Annotated in this window: 11 protein-coding genes and 2 pseudogenes; 10 read left to right on the top strand and 3 right to left on the bottom strand. The window is 65.9% G+C overall.

Annotation, left to right across the window (positions count from 1 at the left end; genetic code table 11):
* The first annotated feature begins 5 nt into the window (after window positions 1-5).
* The 9 genes and pseudogenes from murD (at window position 6) to B4383_RS15015 (ending at window position 10,166) form a co-directional block, all read left to right on the top strand.
* The gene (gene murD / locus B4383_RS15055) at window positions 6-1,463 is read left to right on the top strand and encodes a UDP-N-acetylmuramoyl-L-alanine--D-glutamate ligase (protein ID WP_078291560.1); all 1,458 of its coding nucleotides are present in this window, start codon (window positions 6-8) and stop codon (window positions 1,461-1,463) included.
* A 41-nt stretch (window positions 1,464-1,504) separates the two neighbouring features.
* A pseudogene (gene ftsW, locus B4383_RS15050) lies at window positions 1,505-2,857 on the top strand (putative lipid II flippase FtsW); the annotation flags it as partial.
* 248 nt (window positions 2,858-3,105) lie between these two features.
* Entirely contained in the window at window positions 3,106-4,239 is a 1,134-nt protein-coding gene (gene murG / locus B4383_RS15045; protein ID WP_078291650.1) for an undecaprenyldiphospho-muramoylpentapeptide beta-N-acetylglucosaminyltransferase, read from the top strand.
* Entirely contained in the window at window positions 4,236-5,708 is a 1,473-nt protein-coding gene (gene murC, locus B4383_RS15040; RefSeq protein WP_078291565.1) for a UDP-N-acetylmuramate--L-alanine ligase, read from the top strand. Before murG ends, murC begins: the two co-directional genes overlap by 4 nt.
* Entirely contained in the window at window positions 5,705-6,649 is a 945-nt protein-coding gene (locus tag B4383_RS15035) for an FtsQ-type POTRA domain-containing protein (RefSeq protein ID WP_078291567.1), read from the top strand. The genes murC and B4383_RS15035 overlap by 4 nt, the downstream gene beginning before the upstream one ends.
* Before the next feature lie 209 nt (window positions 6,650-6,858).
* Window positions 6,859-8,007: a cell division protein FtsZ gene (gene ftsZ / locus B4383_RS15030; RefSeq protein WP_078291569.1), complete on the top strand. Its 1,149-nt coding sequence runs from the start codon at window positions 6,859-6,861 to the stop codon at window positions 8,005-8,007.
* A 20-nt stretch (window positions 8,008-8,027) separates the two neighbouring features.
* Window positions 8,028-8,735: a peptidoglycan editing factor PgeF gene (pgeF, locus tag B4383_RS15025; protein WP_078291572.1), complete on the top strand. Its 708-nt coding sequence runs from the start codon at window positions 8,028-8,030 to the stop codon at window positions 8,733-8,735.
* Window positions 8,735-9,445 (top strand): YggS family pyridoxal phosphate-dependent enzyme, encoded by a 711-nt coding sequence (locus tag B4383_RS15020; protein WP_078291574.1) that lies wholly within the window; start codon window positions 8,735-8,737, stop codon window positions 9,443-9,445. The genes pgeF and B4383_RS15020 overlap by 1 nt, the downstream gene beginning before the upstream one ends.
* Before the next feature lie 88 nt (window positions 9,446-9,533).
* Entirely contained in the window at window positions 9,534-10,166 is a 633-nt protein-coding gene (locus B4383_RS15015; RefSeq protein WP_078291576.1) for a cell division protein SepF, read from the top strand.
* Between the two features lie 70 nt (window positions 10,167-10,236).
* On the opposite strand, the pseudogene B4383_RS15010 reads toward B4383_RS15015, so the two are convergent.
* The 3 genes and pseudogenes from B4383_RS15010 to B4383_RS15000 all read right to left on the bottom strand — a co-directional run bounded on the left by B4383_RS15010 (window position 10,237) and on the right by B4383_RS15000 (window position 11,776).
* Window positions 10,237-10,983: pseudogene (locus B4383_RS15010) on the bottom strand (DUF899 domain-containing protein).
* Window positions 10,980-11,318: a metalloregulator ArsR/SmtB family transcription factor gene (locus B4383_RS15005; protein WP_078291580.1), complete on the bottom strand. Its 339-nt coding sequence runs from the start codon at window positions 11,316-11,318 to the stop codon at window positions 10,980-10,982. Before B4383_RS15005 ends, B4383_RS15010 begins: the two are co-directional and overlap by 4 nt.
* Window positions 11,315-11,776 (bottom strand): SRPBCC family protein, encoded by a 462-nt coding sequence (locus B4383_RS15000; RefSeq protein WP_078291582.1) that lies wholly within the window; start codon window positions 11,774-11,776, stop codon window positions 11,315-11,317. Before B4383_RS15000 ends, B4383_RS15005 begins: the two co-directional genes overlap by 4 nt.
* A gap of 209 nt (window positions 11,777-11,985) precedes the next feature.
* Here B4383_RS15000 and B4383_RS14995 point away from each other — a divergent pair, with 209 nt between their 5' ends.
* Window positions 11,986-12,279: a YggT family protein gene (locus B4383_RS14995; protein ID WP_030095510.1), complete on the top strand. Its 294-nt coding sequence runs from the start codon at window positions 11,986-11,988 to the stop codon at window positions 12,277-12,279.
* Window positions 12,280-12,471 lie beyond the last annotated feature (192 nt).

Below are 12,471 nucleotides of genomic sequence, written 5' to 3'. Positions count from 1 at the left end.
CGGCCATGACCGCTTCTCATGTGACGGAACTGGCCAGCGGGACAAGAGTTCTGGTCTGCGGTGCGCGTGTTACCGGCGATGCCGTGGTGGCCGCACTGGCCGGATTGGACCTCCTCATCACCGTCTGTGACGACAACAAGGAAGCGCTGCAAAGTCATCGCGAAGCGGGACGTAGGGCGTTCACCACCGCCGAGGCGCAACGCCGCATGACCGATCAGGACCTGGTGATCGTCAGCCCCGGCTTCGGTCCGTCCTCACCTGTCGTGCTGGCAGCTGTTCAGGCCGGGTTGCCCGTCTGGGGCGACGTCGAATTGGCGTGGCGCCTGGATGCTTCCGGTCGGTATGGACCGCCCAAACAGTGGCTGGTGGTCACGGGAACCAACGGAAAGACTACGACCACGGCAATGGTCCACGACATGCTGACCGCAGCGGGGCGCACCAGTGCGCTGTGCGGGAACATCGGAGATCCGGTCTTGAATGTCTTGGATCGCGATGTGGACTATCTCGCCGTCGAGCTGTCGAGCTTTCAATTGCATTGGGCGCCGTCGGTGCGCCCGGCGGCCGGTGTGGTGCTCAATGTGGCCGAGGATCACCTCGACTGGCACGGAGGAATGGACGCGTACACCCGGGACAAGGCGCGAGCGCTCACTGGTGAGGTCGCGGTCGTCGGCTTGGACGACGCGGTGGCCGCCCGGCTGCTCTCCGGCTCGCCCGCGCCGATCAAGGTGGGATTTCGCACCGGTGAGCCCGCACCCGGAGAGCTCGGCGTGCACGACGGCCGGCTGGTGGACCGGGCATTCGGGGCCGATGTGTCGTTGATCGAGGTGTCGAGGCTCCCGGTGGCGGGTCCGATCGGTGTACTCAACGCGCTGGCGGCCGCCGCGCTGGCCCGCGCGGTGGGTGTGCCCGCCGAGGCCGTTGCCCGCGCGTTGGGAGCCTTTCAGGTGGGGCGGCACCGGGCCGAGCTGGTCGCGCGACGTCACGGTGTTTCGTACGTGGACGACTCGAAGGCCACCAATCCGCACGCGGCCGCGGCGTCCATCGCGGCGTATCGACGCGTCATCTGGATCGCCGGGGGGTTGCTCAAGGGGGCCGCGGTCGATGATCTGGTACGCGATTGTGCCGACCGGCTAGGCGCAGTTGTGCTGATCGGCACGGATCGAGGACTGATTGCTGAGGCTTTGGCGCGACACGCGTCGGATGTACCCGTAGTTGCAGTTGTGACGCGCGAGGATGCTGGGGTGCAAGAGGCAAATGTGGTCTATGTGACTGATGAGGCGGATGGGGGTGGCGCTGACCTGGGTACCCGAGTCATGTCCGCGGCCGTCCGGCACGCCAGCACAGTGGCCCAGCCTGGCGACACCGTGCTGCTGGCTCCGGCCGGCGCATCCTTCGACCAATTCAGCGGGTACTCCGAGCGTGGCGACAGATTCGCCGCGGCGGTGCACGCACTTACCGGTTAGGTGACAGCGACGTGTCGACCCTGACCGCCCCCTTCGCCAGAATTTTCCGCTCCAAGAACGCGACCACGTCGGCCAAGAAGTCCTCTGACGCGAAGTCCGACGGGTTGGTGGCCCGGACTCGGCTGGGTGCCTGGCTGAACCGGCCCATGACCTCGTTTCACCTGATCGTCGCGACGGCCGCGTTGCTCACCACGCTCGGGCTCATCATGGTGCTGTCCGCATCCGGTGTGGAGTCCTACGACCTGGACGGATCGGCGTGGGCCGTCTTCGGCAAGCAGTTGCTCTGGGTGTGCGTGGGCCTGGTCGGTTTCTATATCGCATTGCGCACCCCGATCCGGGTGATGCGCAAATACTCTTTTCCGGCCTTCGTGTTCACCATCGTCTTGATCACTCTGGTGCTGATACCCGGTATCGGCACGTACTCCAACGGTTCTCGCGGCTGGTTCGTCTACGGCGGCATGTCGATGCAGCCCTCTGAGCTCACCAAGATCGCCTTTGCGATCTGGGGCGCGCATCTGTTGGCATCGCGTCGCATGGAGAAGGCATCGCTGCGCGAGATGCTTGTTCCCTTGGTGCCTGCCGCGCTGATCGCGCTCGTGCTCATCGTCATCCAGCCCGACCTGGGGCAGACGGTCTCCATGAGCATCATCTTGTTGGCGTTGCTCTGGTATGCCGGGTTGCCGCTCAAGGTGTTTCTCAGTTCGGTAATAGCCGCCGTGCTGGCGGCCGCCATCCTCGCTGTCTCTGCCGGATATCGCTCCGATCGGGTGAAGGCCTGGCTGGATCCGTCGGCAGACCCGCAGGCGACGGGTTATCAGTCGCGTCAGGCGCGATTCGCGCTGGCCCAGGGCGGTTTCTTCGGCCAGGGTCTGGGGCAGGGGTCGGCCAAGTGGCACTATCTGCCCAACGCCCACAACGACTTCATCTTCGCGATCATCGGCGAGGAGCTCGGCTTCGTCGGGTGCCTCGGGGTTCTCGCTCTGTTCGGGGTCTTCGCGTACACCGCCATGCGCATCGCCAAGCGCAGTGCTGATCCGTTCCTGCGAATGCTGACGGCCACCGCCGGCATGTGGGTCATCGGCCAGTCCTTCATCAACATCGGCTACGTGATCGGCCTGCTGCCGGTGACCGGTATTCAGCTTCCGCTTATTTCCTCGGGTGGAACAGCGACGGCCACAGCCCTTTTCATGATCGGCCTCATTGCCAACGCGGCGCGCCATGAACCCGAGGCCGTCGCTGCCCTGCGCGCGGGTTCGGGTGACCGGATGAACAGGGTGCTGCGGCTTCCGTCGCCGGAGCCGTACGTGGCCCCGCGGATCGATACTGCACGTGATCGGCTCCGTGCCAAGTCGGCCGTGCGCAGCACCGAGACGGCCAAGCCGCGGCCCGATCGCCCACGGCAGGCAGAGCCCAAACAAGGCGCCAAGCGCACGCCACGTGCACGCTCCGAGAGCGAGGCAGGGCATCATAGGCAGGTACAGCAGGTGCGCAGGCCCTCGGGCACGCGTGCGAGCGGCCGGACCCGTGAGCAATCCCGGGCCGGGAGCTCACGCGCCCGAACCCATCGATAGCTGCCGACATGTGATTGCTGCCAGACCGAAAGGATGCTCCCGGAGTGAGTGATGAACTTCGGCCGTTTTCGGTGGTGCTGGCCGGTGGCGGTACCGCGGGTCATGTCGAACCCGCCATGGCGGTCGCCGATGCGCTGCGCGAGATCGACCCGTCGGTGCGGATCACCGCACTGGGCACCGAGCGCGGCCTGGAGACGCGGTTGGTGCCCGACCGTGGTTACGACCTGGAACTGATCGTCCCGGTGCCACTGCCGCGGCGACTCACGGGCGACCTGCTGCGATTGCCGCTCCGGGTGCGCCGTGCGGTGCGGCAGACGCGGGCGGTATTCGACAATGTCGGGGCCGACGTCGTGATCGGCTTCGGTGGTTATGTGGCCCTTCCCGCCTATCTGGCGGCTCGTCGCGGGCCGTTGCGCCGTTCCCGCGTTCCAGTGGTCATCCACGAGGCGAACGCCCGTGCCGGCCTTGCCAATCGGGTTGGGGCGCGCCGCGCACAGCGGGTGTTGTCCGCGGTCCCGGATTCGGGACTGCGCCGCGCGGAAGTGGTCGGCGTGCCCGTTCGTGGGTCGATCACGGCGCTGGATCGTGCCGCATTGCGGCAGGAGGCGCGCGCCTACTACGGGTTTGACGACAACGCACTGGTGCTGTTGGTGTTCGGCGGTTCCCAAGGTGCGGTGTCCCTGAATAATGCCGTCTCGGCGGCCGCCAATGACCTTGCCGCTGCCGGGGTTTCGGTGCTGCACGCGCATGGGCCGAAGAACACGATCGAGCTGCCCGAACCGAGACCGGAAGACGCCCCGGGTATCCGCAGGTATGTGGCCCTGCCGTACCTGGACCGGATGGACCTGGCGTACGCGGCGGCCGATATCGCTGTGTGCCGGTCCGGTGCGATGACTGTCGCGGAAGTTTCGGCGGTCGGGCTGCCCGCGATCTACGTACCCTTGCCCATCGGTAACGGCGAACAGCGTCTCAACGCGTTGCCGGTTGTCGACGCCGGCGGCGGGGTCATCGTCGCGGATCGCGACCTCACTCCGGAGACATTGGCGCACACGGTGATCGAGATACTCTCCGATTCCGAAAAACTTGCCGCGATGACGTCGGCCGCCGCTCTGTCCGGGCATCCGGACGCCGCGCGACAGGTGGCTCAGGTGGCATTGGATGTCGCTCGAGAGCGGCGTTCTCAGAGAGGGGGCGCCTCGCGATGAACGTCGGCCCACTCCCGGAGCACTTGCGCCGCGTGCACATGGTCGGTATCGGCGGCGCCGGAATGTCCGGTATCGCCCGGATTCTGCTGGACAGGGGAGCGCAGGTATCGGGCTCCGACGCCAAGGAGTCCCGCGGCGTGCTCGCACTGCGTGCCCGCGGCGCGCTCGTCAACGTCGGCCACGACGCTGATGCCCTGGACCTGCTGCCGGGCGGACCGACCGTGGTCGTCACCACCCATGCCGCCATTCCTAAGACCAATCCCGAACTGGTGGAAGCGAATCGGCGCGGCATACCGATACTGCTGCGCCCCGTCGTGCTCGCGGACCTGATGGCCGGATACCGCACCCTCATGGTGACTGGAACGCACGGCAAGACCAGCACCACCTCGATGCTCATCGTGGCGCTGCAGCATTGCGAGTACGACCCCTCGTTCGCGGTCGGCGGCGAACTCAACGAAGCTGGTACCAACGCGCACCACGGCAGCGGGGACGTATTCGTGGCAGAGGCGGACGAAAGCGACGGGTCCCTGCTGCAGTATCGGCCCGATCTGATCATCGTCACCAACATCGAGGCCGACCACCTCGATCACTTCGGCAGTGTCGAGGCCTACACCGCGGTGTTCGACGCGTTCACCGAAACCCTTGGCCCCGACGGGGTCCTGGTGGTGTGCCTCGACGATCCGGGTGCGGCGGCACTGGCGCGCCGGGCCCATGAGCGCGGCATGCGGGTGCGTGGCTACGGCAGCATCGATCAGACCGAGGCAGGGGATGTCCCGGTGGCCGGGCGCTTGCTGGACTGGCAGTTCCGTGACACCGGAGCCATCGCCCAGATTCAGTTGACGGGCGAGAACACCCCACGCACCATGCGGTTGTCGGTGCCCGGACGGCATATGGCCCTGAACGCGCTGGCCGCCGTGGTGGCGGCCGCCGAGATCGGGGCCTCCATCGAGGGTGTGCTCGACGGGTTGGCCGGATTTGAAGGTGTGCGCCGTCGATTCGAACTGGTCGGCCAGGTCGAGAGTGTCCGGGTTTTTGATGACTACGCGCACCATCCGACCGAGGTGCGCACGGTGCTGCAGGCGGTTTCCGGGATCGTCGCGCAGCAGGGGCACGGACGTTCCGTTGTTGTCTTTCAGCCGCACTTGTACTCGCGCACAGCCGCTTTCGCCACGGAGTTCGCCGAGGCGCTGAGCATCGCCGATCTGGTGTTCGTGCTTGATGTCTACGGGGCGCGGGAAGCTCCCCTCCCGGGTGTCAGCGGTGCGCTGATCGCCGGGCAGATCACCGGGGTGCCGGTGCATTACCTGCGCGACCTGTCGACGGTGGCTGATCAGGTCGCCGCCGCCACGGCGCCTGGGGATCTGGTGGTCACGATGGGCGCTGGCGATGTCACGTTGCAGGGCAAGGAGATCGTGCGCGCATTGCGCGTGCGGGCCAATGATTGGCCGCCGCCGAGGAATGGTCAATGAGCGAGTCGGACAGGACTTCCGAGGACCCGGCGGAGTCGACCCCGGAACCCGATGAGATCGAGGACTCCGCCGCAGAGGACGTCGACGAGGACGATGTTGCCGAGGGGGCCGGCGAGGACGACGCCGACGAAGGGCCGCGGATGCGGGCCAGGCGCGAGCGGATGGAGCGCCGGGATGCGCAGCGGCGTGCGATCGCCTTGGAGCAGGCGAGGCGCGAGGCGAAGGCTGCGGCCAAGGGTAAGCACGTCGACCAGGGCAAGGCCGCGGGCCGAGGGAAGGTTCAGGGTCTGCACACCCTGCTCCTCGCGGTACTGCTGACGTTGATCGCGGTGGGGCTCGGCGCAATTCTGTACTTCACGCCGCTGATGTCGGTGCGCCAGACGGTGGTTACCGGTACCGGAGTGGTCACCCAACAGGATGTCCTTGGTGCACTGAACATCGCGCAGGGAACCCGGCTGCTGCAGATCGACACCGCCGCGGCCGCGGACCGGGTGGCCAGTATTCGCCGGGTGGCCAGCGCGCGGGTGCAATGCGAATATCCGTCCACGCTGCGTGTCACGATCGTCGAGCGGGTGCCGGTTGCCGCATGGGCGGGCGGCGACGGCACGCACCTCATTGACCGCGATGGGGTGGACTTCGCCAACGAACCGCCGCCGCCGGGCATCCCAGTGCTCGACGTGGTGGCTCCGGGTCCTCAGGACCCGACGACCAAGGCGGCGCTGCAGGTGCTCACCTCGCTGGCGCCCGATCTGGCGCGGCAGGTGGCCAAGGTCGCGGCGCCGTCGGTGTCGTCGATCACATTGACCCTCGACGACGGTCGAACCATCGTGTGGGGGACCACCGACCGCACCGCCGAGAAGGCGGAGAAGCTGGGGGCGCTGCTCACGCAGCCCGGCCGCATGTATGACGTGTCCAGCCCGGATCTGACCACGGTCAAGTAAGCGACCGCTCTGCCCGCGGTTTCTGGAAATAGCCACGGGAAAATCCCGGCATCCTTCGGCGCGCCTCCCGTGCCCGGTATCTCGCGCCCCCTACCGTTCTGTTTCAGCGGGACAACCTGACATAACTCTAAGCCTGAGGTAGAGGTTGAGAGTTTGCAGAGAGGCTCTAGCTACCCAGACCACGGCAGCAACCAGGGAGGAAGGCGACCATGACGCCTCCACACAACTACCTCGCGGTGATCAAGGTCGTCGGCATCGGTGGCGGCGGCGTCAACGCCGTCAACCGGATGATCGAGCACGGCCTCAAGGGGGTCGAGTTCATCGCGATCAACACCGACGCGCAAGCGCTGTTGATGAGCGACGCCGACGTCAAACTTGACGTCGGCCGCGACTCCACGCGCGGCCTGGGCGCGGGTGCGGACCCCGACGTGGGGCGCAAGGCTGCCGAAGACGCCAAGGACGAGATCGAGGAACTCCTCAAGGGTGCCGACATGGTCTTCGTCACGGCCGGTGAGGGTGGTGGCACCGGTACCGGTGGGGCGCCCGTGGTGGCTAGCATCGCGCGCAAGCTCGGTGCGCTGACCATCGGTGTGGTCACCCGGCCGTTTTCGTTCGAGGGTAAGCGCCGCAGTGGCCAGGCCGAGAACGGAATTGGCTCGCTGCGCGAGAGCTGCGACACCCTCATCGTCATCCCTAACGATCGCCTACTGCAGATGGGCGACGCCGCGGTATCGCTCATGGACGCATTCCGCAGTGCCGACGAAGTGTTGCTCAACGGTGTTCAGGGCATCACCGACCTCATCACCACGCCGGGTCTGATCAACGTCGACTTCGCCGACGTCAAGAGCGTCATGTCCGGCGCCGGTAGCGCCCTGATGGGCATCGGCTCGTCGCGTGGCGACGGCAGGGCACTCAAAGCCGCTGAGACCGCGATCAATTCGCCGCTGCTCGAGGCCTCGATGGAAGGCGCGCAGGGCGTGCTGATGTCGATTGCCGGCGGCAGCGACCTGGGTCTGTTCGAGATCAACGAGGCGGCCTCGCTGGTGCAGGAGTCGGCGCACCCCGAAGCCAACATCATCTTCGGTACCGTCATTGACGATTCCCTGGGCGACGAGGTGCGGGTCACCGTCATCGCCGCCGGATTCGACGCGGGCGGCCCCAGCCGCAAGCCGATCAGCGGCACGGCAGCTCCGGGAACTGTCGCCCCCGGTAAGGCCGGTCAGGTCAACGGCTCGAACGGGACCAGTATCTTCGACACCATCGACGCGCAGAGCCTGCCCAGGGACACCAACGGTGCCACGGTGACGCTCGGCGGCGACGAGGACGATGTCGACGTGCCGCCCTTCATGCGGCGATGAGCCGAACTACCCTCTGAGGTATGGGTTTTCGAGTTCGGCGCGTCACCACCACCCGCCGCGGCGGGGTATCACGCGCGCCGTTTGACAGCTTTAACCTCGGTGATCACGTCGGTGATGATCCAGACGCGGTGGCCGCCAACCGATCACGGCTCGCTGGTGCCCTCGGGCTGCCGGACGATCATCTGATCTGGATGCAGCAGGTACACGGCGATTACGTGCACAGGGTCGAAGGTCCCGAAGGGGCGGTGATTCCCGAGACCGACGCCCTGGTGACCAGCCAGCCCGGGATCGCGCTGGCGGTGCTGACCGCCGACTGCGTCCCGGTGCTGTTCGCCGATGCGGCGACAGGAGTTGTCGCGGGTGCCCACGCGGGACGGGTTGGAGCGAAACTCGGCATCGTGCCGCGCACGATCGACGCCATGGTGGCCGCCGGAGCGCAGGTGGAACGCATCTCGGCGTTCCTCGGGCCGGCGGTGAGCGGTCGTCACTACGAGGTCCCCGCTGACATGGCGGCCGATGTGGAGGAGGCCCTGCCCGGTAGTCGCACTACGACTTTGGCCGGAACTCCGGGATTGGACCTGCGTGCCGGAATTGCCCGCCAGCTCTCCGGATTGGGCGTGACGGCTATTGATATCGATCCGCGGTGCACCGTGGAGGATTCCGATCTTTTCAGCTATCGCCGGGAGCCGCGCACCGGCCGACTGGCGTCGGTGATCTGGCTGAGCTGATGTCTCGTGCCGATGAGCTGAGCACCGCACTGGAGGCGGTGCGGGAACGGGTCCGCGCCGCCGCCGGGGCCGTCGATCGCGATCCCGACGACATCCAATTGCTGCCCGTCACCAAGTTCTTCCCGGCGTCCGATGTCGAGGAGCTGTACCGGTTGGGCTGCCGCGCGTTCGGGGAATCGAGAGATCAGGAGGCCGCCGCCAAGGTGGAGCTGGTCGGCCACGCCGATATCCACTGGCACATGGTGGGCAATCTGCAGCGCAACAAGGCGAAGTCGGTTGCTCACTGGGCGTCTTCGGTGCATTCGGTGGACAACTCGCGGCTGGTGTCCGCGTTGGATACCGGTCGCGGGGCGGGGGAGAAGCGCGAGCCGTTGCATGTCTATCTCCAGATCAGCCTGGACGGTGACACCACCCGGGGTGGGGTGGATATCGCGAACCCCGCGGGGATCGACGAGCTATGCGCGCGGGTGGTCGCCAGCGAGCATCTGGAGCTCGCCGGGTTGATGGCTCTACCTCCTCGCGAGGCCGATCCCGACCAGGCCTTTCATCGGCTCCAGCAAGAACACGAACGCGTCCGGCGACGCTATCCACACGCGAATCGCTTATCGGCTGGAATGTCCAACGACCTGGAGACCGCCATTAAATATGGGTCCACTTGTGTGCGTGTCGGAACGGCGCTGATGGGACAACGACCGCTAACGTCACGGTAGATCGTCACTCCAGTCACATTTGCAACACAGCTGTAGAGACCGAGCGAACAACTGAACTCCATATAGCCCACGCACGGAAGGTCACGCGATGAGCACGCTGCACAAGGTCAAGGCCTACTTCGGCATGGCTCCCATGGACGACTACGACGACGAGTATTACGACGATGTCGACGCTCCCGCGCCCCGCCGCGCGTCCGCTGAGGACCGTCGGTACCCGCGTCGTGGCGACCGGTTCGCCGACGATGCCGAGTACGGCTACGACGAGCCCGGCTACCGACCGGCCGGCTACGCCGAGGAAGACCGCTTTGCCACCCGCCATCCGGCACCACGCGAGTTCGATCGTCCGGCCCCGCGTTTGGGCTCGCTGCGAGGTAGCGCCCCCACCCGCGGCGCGCTGGCCATGGATCCGCGCCGCGCCGCCATCTTCGAAGAGGGAAGCCCGTTGTCGAAGATCACCACGCTGCGCCCCAAGGATTACAGCGAGGCCCGCACGATTGGTGAGCGTTTCCGCGACGGCACCCCGGTGATCATGGACCTGGTGTCGATGGACAACGCCGATGCCAAGCGCGTCGTGGACTTCGCGGCCGGGCTCGCGTTCGCGCTGCGCGGCTCATTCGACAAGGTCGCGACGAAGGTCTTCCTGCTGTCTCCGTCCGATATCGACGTGAGCGCCGAGGAGCGCCGCCGGATCGCCGAGAGCGGTTTCTACTCCTACCAGTAAAGAGCTTTAGCCGAGTGCGAGCCTGGCGCGGAATTGGAGACCAATTTCCGCACCAGGCTCGCACTCGTCGTTAGTGGCAGGACTTCGCGGGGCGCGGATCGTGTGGATCGTCGGGATCCGGGTCGCCGAACCAGCGCGAGGGCTGGTGTGAGCCGTACTCGTCGTGCCAGTCTCACCATTCATATGCGGGGGACTGCGGGTAGCCCTCCGGCGAGTCCTCCCATGTCTCCTGGCGGCCCAGCGCCGTCATGTCGAGGAAGGTCCAGGTGTTGTTGAACGCCTCGTCGCCCCGGTTCTTGATGAAATAGGTGCGGTACACCCGATTCCCGTCACGGATGAATGCGTTGGTGCCATGCCAGTCGTCGACATCGAAGTCGCGGTCGAAGGAACTGTCCGCGGCGATGGTGTACCAGGGGTGATGCCAGCCCATCCGTGCCTTGATGCGGTCCAGGTCCGCCTGCGATCCGCGCGAGGCGTAGATGAGTGTGGTGTCGCGCGCATTCAGATGGGCCAGATTGCCGATGTGGTCGGCCATCAGTGAGCAGCCGGTGCACCCATGTTCGGGCCAGTCGCCCGTGCCGGGGTCGATGAACGCGCGGTAGACGATGAGCTGGCGGCGACCCTGAAACAGGTCGAGGAGGGTCACCGGGCCTTCTGGTCCCTCGAACCGGTAGGACGCGTCCACTTCAGTCCACGGCATACGCCGGCGTTTGGCGGCCAGGGCGTCGCGGGCCCGGGTGAACGCCTTTTCCTCGATGAGCATCTGCTGGTGCGCGATTGCCCAATCCTGTGCCGACACGATCGGGGGAGTTCTCATGATGTTGCCCTCTCTATGGTCTCGGCGAGCTGTTTGATCCGCGCCAACCGTCGATCCCACGCCGCTCCCACCGCGGTGAGCTGCTCGGCGACGCGGGCGACTTGTTCGGCGTTGGCGCGATACTGCTTCTCTCGCCCGTTGGTGGTGGCGTGGACCAGGCCGGCCTTGTCGAGGACCGCGAGGTGTTTGGTCACGGCCTGGCGGGTGACCGGAAGGCGATCGCTCAACGTCGTGGCCGTCGCCATGCCGTCGGTGAGGATGAGGTCGAAGACCCGCCGCCGGGTCGGATCGCCGACCGCCGCCCACAGATCGTCGTCGATGACGGCTGTCGTCATGGCTGGCCCGCCAGCTCCGCGCAGGGTGCGAGGCGGGGCAGGTGCCGCGCCCAGCCCTCCTCGTGTGCCTCGTACTGCTCGATGACGTCGGCTTCGGTTCGGCCCTGGTCCCGAAAGCCGACCTCGGTCATGCGCACCCGGGTGCCCATTCCCGCCGGTGTGAGGTCAAATGTCACCAGTAGCGAATTTCCGGCGTTCGCCACGTGCCCCTCGGGATAACACCAACGGAACGAGAACCGCCGCGGCGGATCGACGTCGACGAGCGTGAGGCCGAAGATCTGGACCTCGCCGGGTTCCTCGCCGCTGAAGGTGATCTCGCCTCGCGCCCCCGGGGTCGGGGCGAACTCTGCGTCGTCCGGCCACCACTGCTTCATATGTTCCGGGCGGCTGATGACGGAGAAGACCACCTCCGGCGCCGCGTCGATGTGAAGTGCTCGCTCGATGCGTTCGTATGACATGTCTCTCCCAACTCGCAACAATCGGTTGCGTTTTACGGTAATGCCACAAGGGGTGATATGCAACCATAAGTTGCAGGTTATGGACCCTGCGGCGCGGTCCAGGGGTTTCGTTGTGTGGTGGGCGGCCCGACGGGGCCTGCCGGTAGGCTGAGGAAGCTGTTTTAAGAAGCCCGCGCGTGTTTGTTCACGCTTGCCCGATGAGGGGTCCCTTGGCACTGTTCTTTGAGATCATTGGCTACGCGCTTCTGCTCTTCTGTTTGCTGCTGTTCGCGCGCATAGTGATCGAGACCATTCAGTCCATTAGCCGCGATTGGCACCCGCGAGGCGCCACAGTGGTGATTCTGGAGCTCATCTTTACCGTCACCGACCCTCCTGTGCGGTTATTGCGCCGCCTCATTCCACCGCTCTCGCTTGGCGCGGTGCGATTCGATCTGTCCATTACTTTGCTGCTTTTGGTCGGATTCTTTGGCATGCGGGTGGCGTTCCTGATGGCCGCTGGCTAAGCCTCCAGCGACGCTGAATTTCGGTATTCAACTCACATCGATCTGGATACGAATGCGCGTCATATCCAAAGCCTCAGAGTATTTTTATGCACGTCAGAGGGATGCTTAACGCGCTCTGCTGCGACCGGCGGGTCGGATGTGACAGGATGGACGCCAGTTACAGTGACACGGCACGTTCGTTTTACACTGCAA

This window comes from Mycobacterium sp. D16R24 (assembly GCF_002013385.1).
In the GTDB taxonomy this organism is placed as follows: domain Bacteria; phylum Actinomycetota; class Actinomycetes; order Mycobacteriales; family Mycobacteriaceae; genus Mycobacterium.
The sequence above is the reverse complement of the archived record's forward strand: the minus strand, read 5'-3'. Positions and strand labels throughout refer to the sequence as shown.